Below are 18,071 nucleotides of genomic sequence, written 5' to 3'. Positions count from 1 at the left end.
GCTCGGCCCGCCCCGCCCCGCGCAGCAGGGCGCGCGCGACCCATCCGGTCGCGGCCAGGGCGCCCAGGGCGCACCAGAGGTTCGGCATGGCCATGGAGCCGTAGAACAGGGTCGGCCAGAGAGTGGCGAACAGGGCCCCCGCGCAGACCAGGACCCGGCCGGGCACCAGGGTGCGCCAGACCTGGAAGGCGCCGACGAGCGCGCCGGCCGAGAGGACGGCGAGGTAGATCCGCAGGACCGTCGTGGACGCGGTGAGGGCGGTGACCGGAGCGACCAGGTAGGAGATGCCGCGGGCGCGAGGGGCGCTGAAGAACGCGGCCGGGGTGTCGCCTCCGGCCTGGCTGACGTAGACGGTCTCGTCCCACCCGAGGCCCGATCCCGGCACGACGAAGGCCAGTTGCACGGCGACGCAGACGACCGCGATGGCCGCCAGCCAGGGCAGCAGCCGCGGCGAGGACCCGGGGGCCGGCTCCGTCGACACGCGCACCGGGGCAGGGCTCGGGGCTCGTAACTCGTACATGACCGCTCCTCGGCAGGGCAGCGGGGATGAGCCCTGACCGGGGCCAGCCTGCCCGATCACGCGTGCCGAGGAAGCCGGGCGCGCCGTGCCGGCACGAGGCCTTGTCCCCGGGACCTTCGGCCGGGAGAGCGCGGCCCTGCTCGCTCCTGCGCGTCCAGGGCCTCTCGTTTGGATCATGCCGGGCTCGCGGGGTCCGGCCTGATCCAAACGAAGGGCCCTAGGACGCCTTGGCCTCGTGCGTCTCGGTGGCGTGGGTGACCCAGGCGGAGCGGACTTCCTTCCAGCAGCGGTCGTCCAGCCGTACGGTCCGGCCCGCGGGGACCTCGACCGGCCTGGAGTCGGCGTCGACGTCCCACCAGCGGGCACATTCGGTGTGCAGCTGGACGCGGTCGGCGGAGGGGTACGGGTTGTGGCAGTACGCGATGACCCGGGAGCCCTTCACCGACGTACGGCATTCGGCGCCGGAGGGCTCGGGGTCGGGCACGGGAGGCGCCGCCGCGCCCGCGGCTCCGACATGCCCCGCCGCGTACAGGCCTACGGGCACCAGCAGCCCGGCAACGACGGCGGAGGCCACCAGCAGGGATCGGGTTCGGATTCGGTGACGAGTGCCGCGCACAGCGATCTCCTCCCCTCAGCCTGACCAGAAGTCCGGTTCCTCCACATTCTGCGGTGGATCGACCAGCTTTTCGACCTGAGCGCCGGGAGGCCGGGCGGGGCAAGGGAAACGGCCGCGCACCACCCCCGGAGGAGGTGGTGCGCGGCCGTGGTGCGCGAGAGGGTCAGGCACCCATCATGTGCACGCCACTGTCGACGTGGATGATCTCGCCCGTGGTCCTCGGGAAGAAGTCCGAGAGCAGCGCGACGATGCCCCGGCCCGCCGGCTCCGGGTCCTTCATGTCCCACGCCAGCGGCGCGCGGGTGTTCCACACGTCGGCGAGCTCGCCGAAGCCCGGGATGGACTTGGCCGCCATGGAACCGATCGGTCCGGCCGAGATCAGGTTGCAGCGGATGCCGTCCTTGCCCAGGTCACGGGCCAGGTAGCGGGAGGTGGCCTCCAGTGCGGCCTTGGCCGGGCCCATCCAGTCGTACTGCGGCCAGGCGTACTGGGCGTCGAAGGTGAGGCCGACGATCGAGCCGCCCTCGCTCATCAGCGGCTTGCACGCCATGGCGAGCGACTTCAGCGAGAAGGCCGAGACGTGCATCGCCGTGGCGACCGACTCGAACGGGGTGTTGAGGAAGTTGCCGCCCAGCGCGTCCTGCGGGGCGAACCCGATGGAGTGGACGACGCCGTCGAGCGAGCCGAGCTCGTCGCGCACCAGACCGGCCAGCCGGTCCAGGTGCTCGGCGTTGGTCACGTCCAGCTCGATGACCTTGGCCGGCTTGGGCAGCTTCTTGGCGATGCGCTCGGTCAGCGTGGGCCGCGGGAAGGCGGTCAGGATGATCTCCGCGCCCTGCTCCTGGGCCACCTTGGCGGTGTGGAACGCGATGGACGACTCCATCAGCACCCCGGTGATGAGGATGCGCTTGCCGTCGAGAATTCCGCTCATGGTGATCAGTGACCCATGCCCAATCCGCCGTCAACGGGGATGACGGCTCCAGTGATGTACGACGCGTCGTCGGAGGCGAGGAAGCGCACCGCGGCGGCGATCTCGTCGGGCTGCGCGTAACGGCCCAGCGGCACCTGGGACACGATGCCCTTGCGCTGCTCCTCGGTGAGCGCCTGCGTCATGTCGGTGTCGACGAAACCGGGCGCGACGACGTTGAAGGTGATGTTGCGCGAACCGAGTTCGCGCGCCAGCGACCTGGCGAAGCCGACCAGACCGGCCTTGGACGCGGCGTAGTTGGCCTGTCCGGCCGAGCCGAGGAGGCCGACGACGGAGGAGATGAGGACGACGCGGCCCTTCTTGGCGCGCAGCATGGCGCGGTTGGCGCGCTTGACGACCCGGAAGGTGCCGGTGAGGTTCGTGTCGAGTACGGAGGTGAAGTCCTCCTCGGACATCCGCATCAGCAACTGGTCCTTGGTGATACCGGCGTTGGCGACCAGTACCTCCACGCTGCCGTGCTTCTCCTCGATCTCCTTGTAGGCCTGCTCCACCTGCTCGCTGTCGGTGATGTCGCAACGGACCGCGAGAACACCGGCCTCGGTGAGCGCCGCGGGCGGCTCTCCGGAGCGGTAGGTGATCGCGACCTTGTCGCCGTTGTCGGCGAAAGCGCGGGCGATGGCGAGGCCGATGCCCCGGTTTCCTCCGGTGACGAGAACCGAGCGGCTCAACGGATCACCCTTTCGGTAGCGGTCTGGTACCTCGAAAACCTATCGGTACCGTCCGCTCCACGAGGAATCGGCCCCTGACAGCGCCTTCGGCCGGTCACTGTGGGGTTCCTACAGTGCCGCGCCCGGCCCCAACCACCGACGGCCGGACCGCCGGCCGCTGCGGGGCCCGTCCCCGCGCGGGGCCCGGAATTCGGCCGCGACGCCGCTGCGGCCGTGCTTCACTGCCTCGTAAACGATCCGAGGGTATGTGAACGCAGAGGAGAGGCCGCCCGTGCCCCATGAGGTAGATCAGTCGTTCCTGGCGCTCCCGCTGCGGCCGCTCGCCGACGCGGCGCTCGCCCGCGCGCGGGCGCTCGGGGCCGTGCACGCCGACTTCCGGTTCGAGCGGGTGCGCAGCGCCACGTGGCGGCTGCGGGACGCCCGGCCGGCCGGGTCGTCGGACACCACCGATCTCGGGTACGCGGTACGGGTGGTGCACGGCGGGGCCTGGGGGTTCGCCTCCGGGGTGGATCTGACGATGGACGCGGCGGCGAAGGTTGCCTCGCAGGCCGTCGCCATGGCGAAGCTGTCGGCGAAGGTGATCGCGGCGGCCGGATCGGACGAGCGGGTGGAGCTCGCCGACGAGCCCGTGCACGGGGAGCGGAGCTGGGTCTCGGCGTACGAGATCGACCCCTTCGGGGTACCTGCCGAGGAGAAGGCGGGGCTGCTCGCCGAGTGGAGCGGCAGGCTCCTGGGGGCGGAGGGCGTCGCGCATGTGGACGCCTCCCTGATGACCGTCCACGAGAACAAGTTCTACGCCGACTCCGCGGGCACGGTCACCACCCAGCAGCGGGTGCGGCTGCATCCGCAGTTCACCGCGGTCGCCGTGGACGCGACGACCGGCGAGTTCGACTCCATGCGCACGATCGCACCGCCGGCGGGACGCGGCTGGGAGTACCTGACCGGGACCGGCTGGGACTGGGACGCGGAGCTGGAGAGCATCCCCGGACTGCTGGCCGAGAAGATGCGGGCCCCGAGCGTCGAGGCGGGGATGTACGACCTGGTCGTCGACCCGTCCAACCTGTGGCTGACCATCCATGAGTCGATCGGCCACGCCACGGAGCTGGACCGGGCGCTGGGGTACGAGGCGGCGTACGCCGGGACCTCGTTCGCCACGTTCGACCAGCTGGGCAAGCTGGCGTACGGCTCCCCGGTGATGAACGTGACGGGCGACCGCACGGCCGAGCACGGCCTCGCGACGATCGGGTACGACGACGAGGGCGTCGAGGCGCAGTCCTGGGACCTGGTCAGGGACGGGACGCTGGTGGGCTACCAGCTGGACCGCCGGATCGCGAAGCTGACGGGTCTGGGCCGGTCCAACGGGTGCGCGTACGCGGACTCGCCGGGCCATGTCCCCGTACAGCGGATGGCGAACGTGTCGTTGCAGCCGGATCCGGGCGGGCTCTCCACGGAGGACCTGATCGGCGGGGTGGAGCGCGGGATCTATGTCGTCGGCGACCGGTCCTGGTCCATTGATATGCAGCGGTACAACTTCCAGTTCACGGGACAACGGTTCTTCCGGATCGAGAACGGGAAGCTCGCCGGACAGTTGCGCGATGTCGCCTACCAGGCGACGACGACCGACTTCTGGGGCTCCATGGAGAAGGTGGGCGGCCCGCAGACGTACGTGCTGGGCGGTGCCTTCAACTGCGGCAAGGCCCAGCCGGGCCAGGTCGCGGCTGTCTCCCACGGCTGCCCCTCCGCCCTCTTCCGGGGCGTGAACATCCTCAACACGACGCAGGAGGCCGGGCGATGAGCCGCGTGAGCAAGCCGCACGAGATCGTCGAGCGCGCGCTCGCGCTGTCCACCACCGACGGCTGTGTGGTCATCGCCGACGAGGAGTCGTCGGCCAACCTGCGCTGGGCGGGCAACGCGCTGACCACGAACGGGGTGACCCGGGGCCGCACCCTGACCGTCATCGCCACCGTCGACGGGTCCGAGGGCGCCGCCTCCGGTGTGGTGTCCCGGTCGGCCGTCACCGCGGCGGATCTGGAGCCGCTGGTGCGGGCCGCCGAGGCCGCCGCGCGCGGGGCCGGACCGGCGGAGGACGCACAGCCGCTGGTCACCGGGGTGCCGGAGTCCCCCGACTTCACGGACGCGCCCGCGGAGACGGGCTCGGACGTCTTCGCGGCGTTCGCGCCCGCGCTCGGCGACGCCTTCGCCCGGGCCCGCTCCGGGGGCCGTGAACTGTATGGATTCGCCCACCACGAGATGACCTCGACCTACGTGGGTACGTCGACGGGGCTGCGGCTGCGCCACGACCAGCCGAACGGGACGCTGGAGCTGAACGCGAAGTCGCCCGACCGGTCGCGCTCGGCGTGGGCGGGGCGCTCGACCCGTGACTTCAAGGACGTCGGCCCGGCGGAGATGGACGCCGGACTCGCGCAGCGGCTGGTCTGGGCGGAACGCCGGATCGAGCTGCCCGCCGGGCGCTACGAGACGCTGCTGCCGCCGACCGCCGTCGCCGACCTGCTGATCTACCAGCTGTGGTCGGCCACCGCCCGGGACGCCGTCGAGGGCCGGACGGTGTTCTCCAAGCCGGGCGGCGGGACCCGGCTCGGCGAGACCCTGTCCCCGCTGCCGCTGACCCTGCGCAGCGACCCGAACGCGCCGGGGCTCGAATCCGCGCCGTTCGTCATCGCGCAGTCCTCCGGGGACGGTGCGTCGGTCTTCGACAACGGGCTGCCGCTGGGCCGGACCGACTGGATCAGTGACGGCCGGCTCGACCGGCTGACGACGACGCGGCACACGGCCGGTCAGACCGGGCTGCCGGTCGCCCCGGCGATCGACAACCTGCTGCTGGAGGGCGGTGGTGAGCGGTCCCTGGAGGAGATGGTGGCCGCGACGACCGGCCGCGCACTGCTGCTGACCTGCATGTGGTACATCCGGGAGGTCGACCCGGCGACGCTGCTGCTGACCGGGCTGACCCGCGACGGGGTGTATCTCGTGGAGGACGGCGAGGTGGTGGGTGAGGTGAACAACTTCCGCTTCAACGAGTCGCCCGTGGACCTGCTGTCGCGGGCCACCGAGGCGGGCCGGACCGAGAAGACGCTGCCGCGCGAGTGGGGCGACTGGTTCACCCGGGCCGCGATGCCCGCGCTGCGCATCCCGGACTTCAACATGAGCTCGGTGAGCCGGGGCGTATGACGCGCCTAGACTGACGGTTGCCTTTCGATACACATATCGACACACGTAGCTGAGGAGACACGGAACCGTGACGGACATCGTCGACGAGCTGAAGTGGCGCGGGCTGTTCGCCCAGTCCACTGACGAGGACGCACTGCGCAAGGCTCTCGCGGACGGTCCCGTCACGTTCTATTGCGGCTACGACCCCACCGCGGCGAGTCTGCACGTCGGCCACCTGGTGCAGGTGCTCACCATGCGCCGGCTCCAGCAGGCCGGTCTGCGGCCGCTCGCCCTGGTGGGCGGGGCCACGGGCCAGATCGGTGACCCGCGGCCGACCGCCGAGCGCACGCTGAACGACCCGGAGACGATCGCCGCCTGGGTGTCGCGGCTGCGGTCCCAGATCGAGCCGTTCCTGTCCTTCGAGGGCGAGAACGCCGCGGTCATGGTGAACAACCTGGACTGGACCGCGGGCATGTCCGCGATCGAGTTCCTCCGGGACATCGGCAAGCACTTCCGGGTCAACAAGATGCTCACCAAGGAGTCCATCGCGCGGCGGCTGGAGTCCGACGAGGGCATCAGCTACACCGAGTTCAGCTACCAGCTGCTCCAGAGCATGGACTTCCTGGAGCTGTACCGGCGTCACGGTTGCACCCTCCAGCAGGGCGGCAGCGACCAGTGGGGCAACCTGACCGCGGGCCTCGACCTGATCCACCGCCTGGAGCCGGGCGCCGAGGTGCACGCGCTGGCGACCCCGCTGATGACGAAGGCGGACGGCACCAAGTTCGGCAAGTCCGAGAGCGGCGCCGTCTGGCTCGACCCGGAGATGACCACGCCGTACGCGTTCTACCAGTTCTGGCTGAACGTGGACGACCGCGACGTCTCCCGCTACATGCGCATCCTCAGCTTCCTCAGCCCCGCCGAGCTGGAGGAGCTGGAGAAGGTCACCGAGGAGCGGCCCCAGGCCCGGGCGGCGCAGCGGGCGCTGGCCGAGGAGCTGACGACGCTGGTGCACGGCGCGGACCAGTGTGCCGCGGTCATCGCCGCGTCGAAGGCGCTGTTCGGCCAGGGCGAGCTCGGCGAGCTGGACGAGGCGACACTGGGTGCCGCGCTCTCCGAGGTGCCGCACGCGCAGGTCACCGAGCTCGGTCCGCTGGTCGACCTGCTGGTCGAGGTCGGGCTGGCACCGAGCAAGTCGGGCGCGCGCCGCACCGTCAAGGAGGGCGGCGCCTACGTGAACAACGTGAAGGCCGTCGACGGCGAGGCGGCTCCGTCCCGCGAGGAGCTGTTGCACGGGCGCTGGCTGGTGCTGCGCCGGGGCAAGAAGAACCTCGCGGCGATCGAGGTCACGGCCGGCTGAGCCGTCACGACAGCACGACGGCGGGGCACGCATGATGCGTGCCCCGCCGTCGTATGTCGTGTGCGTGGCTCAGGTCTTCTGCTTGGTGCCCCGGAGCGAGGCCCACAGCATGTCGCCGACTCCGACGACGACCACGGCTCCGATCAGCTGGAGCAGATGGCGCGTCCAGTCGATGCCCTTGGTGTCGTTGACACCGATCCAGGTGGCGACAGCATTGCCGAGGATGCTGCCGATGATGCCGAAAATGGTCGTCAGCCAGAGTGGGATCTCCTGCTTGCCCGGCAGGATCGCCTTGGCGATCAGACCGAGCACGAAGCCCACGATGATTGCCCACAACCAGCTCATGCCGCCTCCTCGTGCGACGCGGTGTCGCGCATGTCCGCCCAGTCTTGGCCCTGGGCCGGTACGCCGCATGTCGGACAGGTCCGTACGTGCGACAGGGTGGTCGGGTGTACGTATGCGGCGCGCCCCGGTCTCGAACCCGGGGGAGGCCGGGCGTACCGTGGATCCGGTCCGGTCCGGGGAGCGTCCGGCGCAGGAACGGGGTCTCCCCCAGTTCGTCATGAGCTCGGGGAAGGGTGGTGGAGACGTGTTGGGGAAACAGAGCGGTGCTGAGGTCTTCCGGATCACGGGGGCGCGGCAGGGGCTCGCCGAGGATGTGCGCGGCAGGCAGCGGCGCTATGTGATCTCGATGTCCGTGCGCACGGTTTCGGTGGTCGCCGCCGCGGTCCTGTGGAACGTGGAACGCCATGTGGCGATCGTGGCGCTCGCGTTGGGTGTCCTCCTCCCCTACGTCGCGGTCGTCATCGCCAACGCGGGCCGGGAGAACAGCCCTTCCATCCCGTCGACCTTCGTGCCGGCCGCTACGCGACCCGTGCTGGAAGCCGCGCCGATGGCCGCTCCGGCGGAGCCCGGTCCGGAATCCGGACATGCTTTCCGAAGCCCGGATCCGCAGGAACACGGCTGAGACCAGGACGGGCCCAAGCTCAAGAAAAGCTCAGATCAATCATGAAGTTCCAGTGCACCGCAGCCCGGTCTGCGTGACATACTTCGTGAGCGCTCCGCATCCCCCGTCGGAGCGACGGACCGACGCCGGGCAGCTCCCCCCGTGGCTGCTCGGCGTCGCCATTTCTCCGGCGGGGATTGCCGCACGGTCTGCCGTCCGGCTCAGGCTCTAGGGTTGAGTCCGTGAACTCCCCCGAACCCGATTCCGCCGATTCCGCGTCCGCGAGTGCTGCCGTCGCGCCCGTCTGCTCGGCCAAGGGCTGCCGTGCCGATGCCGTGTGGGTGCTTGCGTGGAACAACCCGAAGCTGCACACTCCGGAGCGCCGCAAGACCTGGCTGGCCTGTGACGATCACCGGGAGCATCTCTCGTCGTTCCTGGGCGTCCGGGGCTTCCTGAAGGACGTGGTGACGCTGGCCGAATGGGAGTCGGACGAGAGGCCCTAGGGTCAGCCGCCGATCGCCGACATCGGGCGGTCGGGCTGGAGGAACGAGGGGTCGTCGAGACCGGAACCGGCCTTCTTGCCCCACATCGCGACCTTCCAGAGCCGGGCGATCTCCTCGTCCGGGGCATCGGAGCGCAGGGCGCCGCGCAGGTCGGTCTCCTCGCGGGCGAACAGGCAGGTGCGGACCTGCCCGTCGGCGGTGAGCCTGGTGCGGTCGCAGGCCCGGCAGAACGGCCGGGTTACGGAGGCGATGACGCCGACGCGGTGGGGGCCGCCGTCCACGAGCCAGCGCTCGGCGGGGGCGGAGCCGCGCTCGCCGTCCTCCTCGGCGGTGAGGTCGAAGCGGGTGCGCAGCGACTCGAGGATGTCTCCTGCGGTGATCATGCCGTCGCGCTTCCAGCCGTGCTGGGCGTCGAGCGGCATCTGCTCGATGAAGCGGAGCTCGTACGCGTTGTCCACGGCCCAGGCGAGGAGGTCGGGTGCCTCGTCGTCGTTGAGCCCTGGCATCAGGACGGTGTTGACCTTGACGGGGGTGAGCCCGGCCTCGCGGGCGGCTTCCAGTCCGGCCAGGACGTCGTGGTGGCGGTCGCGGCGGGTGAGGGTCTTGAACGCCTCGGGGCGCAGGGTGTCCAGGGAGACGTTGACCCGGTCCAGGCCTGCGGTCTTGAGCGCGGCGGCGGTCCGCTTCAGTCCGATGCCGTTGGTCGTCAGCGACATCCTGGGGCGGGGCTCCAGGGCCGCGCACTGCTCGACGATGGAGACGAGGCCGGGGCGCAGCAGCGGCTCTCCGCCGGTGAAGCGGACCTCGGTGATGCCGAGCTGGGTGACGGCGATGCGGACGAGCCGGACGATCTCGTCGTCGCTCAGCAGGTCGGGCTTGGCGAGCCACTGAAGGCCCTCTTCGGGCATGCAGTACGTGCAGCGCAGATTGCACCGGTCGGTGAGCGATACACGCAGGTCGGTGGCGACCCGGTCGAATGTGTCGATGAGCATGGTGGGCCCCCTCCCCCGGCGACTTCCCGGTTGCGGATTCTGACTCTTCCGAGACTACGCGAGACCAGTGACAACGGAGAGGCCCGTTTGACACGAGGAGCGGCGCGGCCGCGTCGTAGGACTCTACGACGCGGCCGCGGCAAGGAAGGGTCCTGGAACCGCTTCCCTGGATGAACGTGTGTGAACTCCTGCTCTCAGTGGGCTCCGATGCCGGTGAGGGACTTGACCTCCAGCTCGGCGTACTTGCCCTTGTCCGGCTCCTCCTTGGAAAGGAGGGAGCCGATCCAGCCGAGCAGGAAGCCCAGCGGGATGGAGATCAGGCCCGGGTTCTCCAGCGGGAACCAGGCGAAGTCGACGCCCTTGAACATCGACGTCTTCGCGTTCCCGGAGACGACCGGCGAGAACAGCACCAGGATCACCGAGCTGGCGAGGCCGCCGTAGATCGACCACAGCGCGCCCTGGGTGGTGAACCGCTTCCAGAAGAGGCTGTAGAGGAGCGTCGGCAGGTTGGCCGACGCGGCTACGGCGAAGGCGAGCGCCACCAGACCGGCGACGTTCATGTCGCGGGCGAAGGCGCCCAGGACGATCGCGGCGGCGCCGATGAAGACGGTGGCCCAGCGGGCGGCCCTCATCTCCTCCTTCTCGGTGGCCTTCCCCTTGCGGATGACGTTGGCGTAGATGTCGTGGGCGAAGGACGACGAGGAGGCGAGGGTGAGTCCCGCGACGACGGCGAGGATGGTGGCGAAGGCGACGGCGGAGATCACGGCGAGCATGACGGCGCCGCCGGTGGTGCCGACCCCGCCCAGGTACTCGGCGAGCTGCGGGGCCGCCGCGTTGCCCGCCGGGTTCTTCGCCTTGATCTCGTCCGGGCCGATGAGGGCCGCGGCGCCGAACCCGAGGGCGATGGTCATCAGGTAGAAGGCGCCGATGATGCCGATGGCCCAGTTGACCGACTTACGGGCGGCCTTGGCGGTCGGCACCGTGTAGAAGCGGATCAGGATGTGCGGCAGGCCGGCGGTGCCCAGCACCAGGGCGATGCCGAGGGAGAGGAAGTCCAGCTTCGAGGTGCCGGTGGCGCCGTACTTGAGTCCGGGCTCCAGGAACGACGCGCCGTGACCGCTCTTCTCGGCGGCGGTGCCCAGCAGGTCGGAGACGTTGAAGTCGAACTTCCACAGCACCATGAAGGTCATCAGGAGGGCGCCCGCGATGAGGAGCACGGCCTTGACCATCTGCACCCAGGTGGTGCCCTTCATGCCGCCGATGGTGACGTAGACGATCATCAGTACGCCGACCAGCGCAACGATGAGGATCTTTCCGGCGTCGCTCGTGATTCCGAGGAGCAGCGAGACCAGAACTCCCGCTCCTGCCATCTGTGCCAGCAGGTAGAAGATGGAGACGATGATGGTGGAGACACCCGCGGCGGTACGGACCGGGCGCTGACGCATCCGGTAGGCGAGGACGTCGCCCATCGTGTAACGGCCGGAGTTGCGCAGCGGTTCGGCGACCAGCAGCAGCGCCACCAGCCAGGCGACGAGGAAGCCGATCGAGTAGAGGAAGCCGTCGTAGCCGAAGAGGGCGATGGCTCCCGCGATGCCGAGGAACGAGGCGGCGGACATGTAGTCGCCGGAGACCGCGAGGCCGTTCTGGAAGGCGGTGAACTGGCGGCCTCCCGCGTAGAAGTCGGAGGCGCTCTTGGTCTGACGGCCGGCCCAGACGGTGATGCCCAGGGTCGCGGCGACGAAGACCGCGAAGAGGGAGATGATCAGCGGCCGGTGCTCGCTGGTGGACGAGGCGGCGAGCGTCACGACGGTGTGGGAGTGGAACGCGGCGCTCATACGTCGGCCTCCATACGGGACTTGATGGCCTCGGCCTTCGGGTCGAGCTTCGCGTTGGCGTGCCGCGAGTAGAACCAGGCGATGAGGAAGGTGGTGAGGAACTGGGCGAGGCCGAAGACGAAGGCCACGTTGAAGTTGCTGTACACCTTGGTGCCCATGAAGCCGCCGGCGTAGTTGGAGAGCAGCACGTACAGCAGGTACCAGAGGACGAAGGCAATGGTCAGCGGAAAGGCGAACGAGCGGTACGAGCGGCGGAGTTCGCCGAATTCCTGGCTCGCCTGCTCCGCGACGAACGCCTCGGTCGTGGGCTGGGCGGGGCCTGTGTCCGTACTGCCCTCGGGCGGCGGTGCATCGGTAGCCACGGAATCTCCTCGCGACGCGGGTGCGGTGGTGGTGGGGACGGTGGATTTCACTGGGGACCTCGATATCGGGGAGTGATGTGCGCCTCCCCTGACAACGGCACGCAGCGCGCGGCGAAGCGGTTCACCTCGGTTTCGGCCGTCTCCGTATCACCCCTTCGGACGCTCCGGCCGAAATCGGTTCTCTCGAACTCATTGATGAGCCGGGATGATCAGCGATAGCTTCACTCGTCATGTACGCGACTGGACACACCCCGTGTCCGTCGACTGACACGGATGAAGTGGAGACCCCATGGCTCATCTGGGATCCAGACGGAAGCGCGCGCTGACGCTGCCCGTCGGATTGGCCCTCACCGCATCGCTCGGCTTCCTGCCGACGGGCACCGCCTCCGCCGCCCCGGCGCAGGAGACGCCTTCCGCGGCGGTGTCGACGGACGGTCCGAAGCTGTCGTACGTGGTCAACACCCGCGGCGGTCACGGCACCGTCAAGCAGGTGCGCAAGGCCATCGAGCGGGCCGGCGGCACGGTGGTGATCGCCTACGACCGGATCGGGGTCATCGTCGCCCACTCGCAGAACCCGCAGTTCGCGCAGTCGATGCGCCGGGTCCGGGGTGTCGACTCGGCGGGCGCCACCCGTACCAACCCGATCGTTCCGCAGGCCACGAAGGACATCGGGGTCGGGCAGCCGCTGACCGCGCAGCAGGAGCGGGCCGCGGCGGCGCAGGCCACGGCGGGCCAGGACCCCATGGAGCCCTTGCAGTGGGACCTGCCCGCCATCAAGGCGGACCAGGCGCACAAGAGGTCGCTGGGCAGCTCGAAGGTCACGGTCGCGGTCATCGACACGGGTGTCGACGACACCCATCCGGACCTCGCCGCCAACTTCGACCGCTCCGCCTCGGCCGACTGTGTGTCCGGCGCCCCGGACACCACGGAAGGCGCCTGGCGTCCGAAGGCCGGCGAGAGCGATCACGGCACGCATGTCGCGGGCACCATCGCCGCCGCCAAGAACGGCGTCGGCGTGACCGGGGTCGCGCCGGGCGTGAAGGTCTCCGGCATCAAGGTGGGCAACCCGGACGGCTTCTTCTACACCGAGGCCGTCGTCTGCGGCTTCATGTGGGCGGCCGAGCACGGCGTGGACGTCACCAACAACAGCTATTACACCGACCCGTGGCTGTTCAACTGCAAGGACGACCCGGACCAGGGCGCACTGGTCGAGGCCGTCGCCCGGGCCACGCGGTACGCCGAGGGCAAGGGCGCGGTCAATGTCGCCGCGGCGGGCAACGCGGCCGAGGACCTTGCGGCCGACACGATCGAGGACGTGACGAGCCCCAACGACACCACGCCGGTCACCCGGACCATCGACCCGAAGGTGTGCCTCGACATCCCGACGATGCTGCCGGGGGTCGTGACGGTCTCGGCGACGGGTGCGAAGGGGCTGAAGGCCTCGTACTCGAACTACGGGAACGGCGTCATCGACGTGGCCGCGCCGGGCGGGGACTCGACGGTCTACCAGACGCCCGCGCCGCCGGCGACGAGCGGTCTGATCCTGTCCACACTGCCCGGCGGGAAGTACGGCTACAAGGCCGGTACGTCGATGGCCTCCCCGCACGTCGCGGGCGTCGTGGCCCTGATCAAGTCGACGCACCCGTACGCGTCGGCCGCCGCGGTCAAGGCGCTGCTGACGCTTGAGGCCGACGCCAAGGCGTGCGGTGAGCCGTACGACATCAACGGTGACGGCAAGATCGACGCGGTGTGCGAGGGCGGCAAGAACCGAAACGGCTTCTACGGGGCCGGAGTGGTGGACGCGCTCGACGCGGTGCGCTGGTAGGGGACGGCGTGAGGGGCCGGCACGTGCACCTTTCCGTGCCGGCCCCGGTCCTGCCCGGCCCCGGTCCGGCATCTGTTCCCCACCTGGCACTCAGTGCCATAGTGCGGGGATGACCCGCATCCCCGCCTCCGCCACCGGGCAGGCCTGGGCCGCCCTCGGCGGCGACCCCGCACTGCTCTCCCTGATCGGGACCACAGGACCGGATGGGCTGCTCCCCGCCCGACTGCCCGTGCGGGAGCTGGCCCGCGCCGCGGTCGGGGTCTGCTCCCTGGCCGCCGCCGAGCTCGCGGCCCGCCGCACCGGCGGACCCGTACCCCGTGTCCGGATCGACGACGGCGCGGTGGCCACCGCGTTCGTCAGCGAGCGCCATCTGCGCATCGACGGCCGCGCCCCGGCCAACTTCGCCCCGCTCTCCCGGTTCTGGCGCACCGCCGACGGCTGGGTCCGTACGCACGCCAACTACCCGCACCACCGAGCCCGGTTGCTGGGCACACTGGGCCTGCCAGCGGACACCGCCGACGACCTGGCCGTGGATGCCGTGGCCGCGTCCTTCGCCGGGCGGCGGGCGGCCGAGATCGAGCGGACGGTGTACGCCGCGGGCGGGCTGGCCGTGGCCGCCAGGACCCCGGAGGAATGGGCCGCCGACCCGCGCCGCGTCGCACTCTCCGGCGTGCCGCTGGTGGAGAGGGAACGGTTGGACACCGCCCCGGTGCGTCGGACCGCCGCCCTCGCCGGCACACCGCTGCGGCCCGCTGCCGGGCTGCGCGTCCTGGACCTCACTCGGGTCACCGCGGGACCGGTCGCCACCCGTACGCTCGCGCTGCTCGGCGCCGACGTCCTGCGGATCGACGCCCCGCAGCTCCCGGAGAGCCAGGACGCGCACAGCGACACGGGGTTCGGGAAGCGGTCGGTGGGCATCGACCTGGCGAGCGGCGCCAGCCGCGAGGTCTTCGACGAGCTGCTGGCCGGGGCGGACGTGGTCGTCACCGGATACCGGCCCGGTGCGCTCGACGGGTTCGGCCTCACGCCGCAGTCCCTCGCCGCGCGCAGGCCGGGTCTGGTGATCGGGCGGCTGTCGGCCTGGGGAAAGGGTCCGTGGGCCGGTCAGCGCGGTTTCGACAGCGTGGTGCAGGTCGCCACCGGCATCGCCGTGACCGAGGCCGGCCCGGGAGCGCTCGACGGTCCGCCGGGTGCGCTGCCCGCCCAGGCGCTGGACCACGGCACGGGCTACCTGCTCGCCGCGGCGGTGCTGCGGGCGCTGACCGAGCAGCACGACGAGGGCGGTTCGCGGCTGGCCACCCTCTCGCTCGCCCGTACCGCGGCCTGGCTGACCGACGAGATCCCGGCCCTGCCGGACCGTACGGCACCCGTGGACCACGACCCGCAGAAGTGGCTCACCGAGACCGACAGCCCGCTGGGACGCCTGCGCCACGCGTTGCCGCCGGTCGCCTTCGACGGGGCGCCCGCCGGCTGGTCGCGCCCGCCCGGACCGCTGGGGGCGGACGCGGCCGTCTGGCTCACGGCTTGATGAGGACCTTCAGCGCCGTGCGCTCGTCCATCGCCCTGTAGCCGGCCGGCACCTCGTCGAGGCCGACCGTCAGGTCGAAGACGGGCGACGGGTCGATGGTGCCGGACAGCACGTCGGGGAGCAGTTCCGGAATGTAGGTGCGTACGGGGGCGACGCCGCCGCGCAGGGCGATGTTCCGGTCGAACATGATGCCGAGGTCCAGTCCGGTGCCGCTGCCGTGCGGCACGCCGACGTAGCCGATGGAGCCGCCGTCGCGGGTGATGCCGACGGCGGTGCGCATCGACTGCTCGGTGCCGACGGCCTCGATGACCGCCTGGGCGCCCTCGCCGCCGAGCAGTTCCCGTACCGCCTCGACGGCCGCGTCGCCGCGCTCGGCGACGACGTCGGTGGCGCCGAAGTCGCGGGCGATGTCCGTACGTACCCGGTGGCGGCCGAGCGCGATGATCCGCTCGGCGCCGAGCCGCTTGGCGGCCATGACGCCGCACAGGCCGACTGCGCCGTCACCGACGACGGCGACCGTTGAGCCCCGCTTCACACCGGCGCCGACAGCGGCGTGGTGGCCGGTGCCGAGGACGTCGGAGAGGGCCAGGAGCGCGGTGAGCAGGTGGTCGTCGGAGGCCGCGGCGGCGGGGAGCCTGACCAGCGTGCCGTCGGCGAACGGGACGCGCACGGCCTCGCCCTGCCCGCCGTCGGAGCCGACCGAGCCCCAGAAGCCGCCCTGCGGGCAGGAGGTGGTGAGCCCTTCGGCGCAGTGGGCGCAGGTGCCGTCGGACCAGACGAAGGGTGCGACGACGAGGTCACCGACGGCGAAGCCGTTGACCTCGGAGCCCGCCTCCTCGACGATCCCCAGGAACTCGTGGCCGATGCGCTGGCCGGGCTGCCTGGCGGACTCGCCGCGGTAGGCCCACAGGTCACTGCCGCAGATGCAGGCCCGCAGGACCCGCAGCACCACGTCGGTGGGCTGCTGGATCACCGGGTCCGGGACCTCCTGCACGCGGATGTCGTGGGGGGGCGTGAATGACGGTGGCGCGCATGCGTGGGGGTCCTTGCTGATCTCAGATGCTGATACTCCGCTCACGGTACGCCCCGAGGACCGCACCGGCCCCTTTCGCCCCCGGCGCGAGCACGCCCAGGGTCAGCAGGAACTGCGCCGCGACATAGGTGAGCATGACCCAGAAGTCGGGGGCGGGCAGCTGCGGCCAGTCGGCGATGCCGGTGGCGATCAGCGCGTCGGAGAGCAGGAAGAGCGCGCCTCCGGTGGCCGCGTACCGGCCGAGGACGCCGGAACGGTAGGCCATGGCGGTCAGCAGCAGGCTGTAGCCCGCCATCGGGATCCGCAGTCCGGCCGGCAGCCCGTCCCAGATCAGGACGGTGAAGACGGTCAGGACGACCGCGTACCCGATCCCGGGAAGCAGTGCGCCGCGGGCCCGGCCGAAGAGCCGCAGGTAGCAGAGGTGTCCCGCGGCGAAGCCGCCCATCCCGATGAGGAAGGCGAGGTCGGCGTCGGCCAGCAGGAACACGTCCCCGATCCAGCCGCAGAGCAGGGCGGCGGTCAGCAGCCGGGGCCCGCGCCGGGCGGCGGCGTACGCGGCGAGGAGCGGCATCAGCAGCGGCTTGGCGACGACGTGGACGGGTCCGGTGTCGGTGAGGACCCCGACGAGGTCGGCCGCGCACGCGAGGAGGAAGGCGACGAGCAGCGGGCGTACGAGACGCTCCCGCCGGTCCGCGGACGGGCCGGCGCTCATCCGGTGCGCTCCCGCGCGGGCACGGCCGTGGGGCCGTCCACCGCGACCACCGCGGTCTCGGCGGGCTTCCAGCCGGGTCCGCGGAAGACCCGCCCGGCCCGCTCGCTCCAGCTGCCCGCCGCGCGGACGTCGCGGGCGATCGCGGCGTACTCGTGGGTGGCGACCCGCAGCGGGTTGAACGTGTCGATGTTCTTGGTGAGCCCGAACACGGGCCGCTCCGTCTCCGCGGTGAAGGACCCGAACCACCGGTCCCACACGATCAGGATGCCGCCGAAGTTCCGGTCGAGGTAGCCGCCCTGGGAGGCGTGGTGCACCCGGTGGTGGGAGGGCGTGTTCAGGACGTACTCGAAGGGCCGGGGCAGCTTGTCGACCCGCTCGGTGTGCACCCAGAACTGGTAGACGAGATTGACCGAGGAACAGAAGGCCAGCGCCGCCGGGTGGACTCCGCACGCGATCAGCGGGAGGTAGAACGGCCACACGGTCAGCGAGGTCCAGGGCTGGCGCAGCGCGGTGGAGAGGTTGAACTTCCGGCTGGAGTGGTGGACCACGTGGCAGGCCCAGAGGATCCGGATGACGTGGTGCCCGCGGTGGGACCAGTAGTAGAAGAAGTCCTGCCCCAGCAGCATCAGCGGGACGGTCCACCACAGGAGCGGGATGCTGAGCGGGGTCAGTTCGTAGACCGCGGTGTAGATGGCCACGATGGGCACTTTCCACAGGAGGTCGAAGGCCAGGCTGCCCAGCCCCATGGAGATGCTGGTGGTGGCGTCCTTCGCCTCGTAACCGGCGGCGTCCTCGTCGGGGTGGAAGTGGTGGAGCGCCATTTCCACGACGGTGAGCAGGACGAAGGCCGGTATGGACCAGAGCACTACATCGGGCAGGTTCGTCGGCATGCCTGCACCGTAGAGCCGCAGGTCGGCCCCCGACTAGACGTTGTTACCAACAAGTATGCGAGACATGATGTCAGCAGTCTTTGGCACCTTCCGACAGGAGAGGTTCAGACCCCCGCCGCCCCCAGCAGCTC

16 protein-coding genes and 2 pseudogenes are annotated in these 18,071 nt (G+C 70.7%); 7 read left to right on the top strand and 11 right to left on the bottom strand.

What is annotated here, in order from left to right; all coding sequences use genetic code 11:
* The 4 genes and pseudogenes from JGS39_RS29840 to fabG form a co-directional block, all read right to left on the bottom strand.
* Nucleotides 1–520: pseudogene (locus tag JGS39_RS29840) on the bottom strand (hypothetical protein); the annotation flags it as partial.
* Between the two features lie 217 nt (nucleotides 521–737).
* Nucleotides 738–1,136, bottom strand: coding sequence for a hypothetical protein (locus tag JGS39_RS29835; protein ID WP_219572814.1), 399 nt, complete (start codon nucleotides 1,134–1,136; stop codon nucleotides 738–740).
* A 163-nt stretch (nucleotides 1,137–1,299) separates the two neighbouring features.
* Complete coding sequence (fabI, locus tag JGS39_RS29830; protein ID WP_148016005.1) at nucleotides 1,300–2,067, bottom strand: enoyl-ACP reductase FabI; 768 nt, start codon at nucleotides 2,065–2,067, stop codon at nucleotides 1,300–1,302.
* A gap of 5 nt (nucleotides 2,068–2,072) precedes the next feature.
* Nucleotides 2,073–2,792: a 3-oxoacyl-[acyl-carrier-protein] reductase gene (gene fabG, locus JGS39_RS29825; RefSeq protein ID WP_219572813.1), complete on the bottom strand. Its 720-nt coding sequence runs from the start codon at nucleotides 2,790–2,792 to the stop codon at nucleotides 2,073–2,075.
* A gap of 271 nt (nucleotides 2,793–3,063) precedes the next feature.
* On the opposite strand from fabG, the gene JGS39_RS29820 reads away from it, so the two are divergent.
* The 3 genes from JGS39_RS29820 (at nucleotide 3,064) to tyrS (ending at nucleotide 7,314) form a co-directional block, all read left to right on the top strand.
* Nucleotides 3,064–4,587: a TldD/PmbA family protein gene (locus tag JGS39_RS29820; RefSeq protein WP_219572812.1), complete on the top strand. Its 1,524-nt coding sequence runs from the start codon at nucleotides 3,064–3,066 to the stop codon at nucleotides 4,585–4,587.
* Nucleotides 4,584–5,978: a metallopeptidase TldD-related protein gene (locus tag JGS39_RS29815; RefSeq protein WP_219572811.1), complete on the top strand. Its 1,395-nt coding sequence runs from the start codon at nucleotides 4,584–4,586 to the stop codon at nucleotides 5,976–5,978. Before JGS39_RS29820 ends, JGS39_RS29815 begins: the two co-directional genes overlap by 4 nt.
* Nucleotides 5,979–6,045: 67 nt before the next feature.
* Nucleotides 6,046–7,314, top strand: a complete 1,269-nt coding sequence (tyrS, locus tag JGS39_RS29810; protein WP_219572810.1) for a tyrosine--tRNA ligase — start codon at nucleotides 6,046–6,048, stop codon at nucleotides 7,312–7,314.
* A 69-nt stretch (nucleotides 7,315–7,383) separates the two neighbouring features.
* On the opposite strand, the gene JGS39_RS29805 is transcribed toward tyrS, so the two are convergent.
* The gene (locus tag JGS39_RS29805) at nucleotides 7,384–7,659 is read right to left on the bottom strand and encodes a GlsB/YeaQ/YmgE family stress response membrane protein (RefSeq protein ID WP_219572809.1); all 276 of its coding nucleotides are present in this window, start codon (nucleotides 7,657–7,659) and stop codon (nucleotides 7,384–7,386) included.
* 244 nt (nucleotides 7,660–7,903) lie between these two features.
* Between JGS39_RS29805 and JGS39_RS29800 the strand changes: the two genes are divergently transcribed.
* Together JGS39_RS29800 and JGS39_RS29795 are read left to right on the top strand one after the other, a co-directional pair.
* On the top strand, nucleotides 7,904–8,281 hold the full coding sequence (locus tag JGS39_RS29800; RefSeq protein ID WP_219572808.1) for a DUF3099 domain-containing protein: 378 nt from the start codon (nucleotides 7,904–7,906) through the stop codon (nucleotides 8,279–8,281).
* Nucleotides 8,282–8,502: 221 nt separating this feature from the next.
* On the top strand, nucleotides 8,503–8,763 hold the full coding sequence (locus JGS39_RS29795; protein WP_219572807.1) for a hypothetical protein: 261 nt from the start codon (nucleotides 8,503–8,505) through the stop codon (nucleotides 8,761–8,763).
* 2 nt (nucleotides 8,764–8,765) lie between these two features.
* Here the strand turns inward: JGS39_RS29795 and moaA are convergent, their stop codons facing one another.
* The 3 genes from moaA to JGS39_RS29780 form a co-directional block, all read right to left on the bottom strand.
* Entirely contained in the window at nucleotides 8,766–9,755 is a 990-nt protein-coding gene (gene moaA / locus JGS39_RS29790) for a GTP 3',8-cyclase MoaA (RefSeq protein WP_219572806.1), read from the bottom strand.
* A gap of 194 nt (nucleotides 9,756–9,949) precedes the next feature.
* Entirely contained in the window at nucleotides 9,950–11,590 is a 1,641-nt protein-coding gene (locus tag JGS39_RS29785; RefSeq protein WP_219572805.1) for a monocarboxylic acid transporter, read from the bottom strand.
* Complete coding sequence (locus tag JGS39_RS29780) at nucleotides 11,587–11,952, bottom strand: DUF485 domain-containing protein (protein WP_219572804.1); 366 nt, start codon at nucleotides 11,950–11,952, stop codon at nucleotides 11,587–11,589. Before JGS39_RS29780 ends, JGS39_RS29785 begins: the two co-directional genes overlap by 4 nt.
* A 289-nt stretch (nucleotides 11,953–12,241) precedes the next feature.
* On the opposite strand from JGS39_RS29780, the gene JGS39_RS29775 reads away from it, so the two are divergent.
* Nucleotides 12,242–13,777: a S8 family peptidase gene (locus JGS39_RS29775; RefSeq protein WP_219572803.1), complete on the top strand. Its 1,536-nt coding sequence runs from the start codon at nucleotides 12,242–12,244 to the stop codon at nucleotides 13,775–13,777.
* Nucleotides 13,778–13,886: 109 nt separating this feature from the next.
* On the top strand, nucleotides 13,887–15,305 hold the full coding sequence (locus JGS39_RS29770; RefSeq protein WP_219572802.1) for a CoA transferase: 1,419 nt from the start codon (nucleotides 13,887–13,889) through the stop codon (nucleotides 15,303–15,305).
* Here the strand turns inward: JGS39_RS29770 and JGS39_RS29765 are convergent.
* From JGS39_RS29765 to JGS39_RS29755, 3 genes and pseudogenes are all read right to left on the bottom strand, one after another.
* Nucleotides 15,295–16,339, bottom strand: a pseudogene (locus JGS39_RS29765) (zinc-dependent alcohol dehydrogenase family protein). The gene JGS39_RS29770 and the pseudogene JGS39_RS29765 overlap by 11 nt on opposite strands.
* 21 nt (nucleotides 16,340–16,360) lie before the next feature.
* The gene (locus JGS39_RS29760; RefSeq protein ID WP_219572801.1) at nucleotides 16,361–17,050 is read right to left on the bottom strand and encodes a lysoplasmalogenase; all 690 of its coding nucleotides are present in this window, start codon (nucleotides 17,048–17,050) and stop codon (nucleotides 16,361–16,363) included.
* Entirely contained in the window at nucleotides 17,047–17,940 is an 894-nt protein-coding gene (locus JGS39_RS29755; RefSeq protein WP_236063978.1) for a sterol desaturase family protein, read from the bottom strand. The genes JGS39_RS29760 and JGS39_RS29755 overlap by 4 nt, the downstream gene beginning before the upstream one ends.
* Nucleotides 17,941–18,071: the final 131 nt, after the last annotated feature.

The organism is Streptomyces poriferorum, assembly GCF_019399235.1.
Classification (GTDB): Bacteria; Actinomycetota; Actinomycetes; order Streptomycetales; family Streptomycetaceae; genus Streptomyces; species Streptomyces poriferorum.
This window is presented reverse-complemented; position numbering and strand designations above follow the sequence as displayed.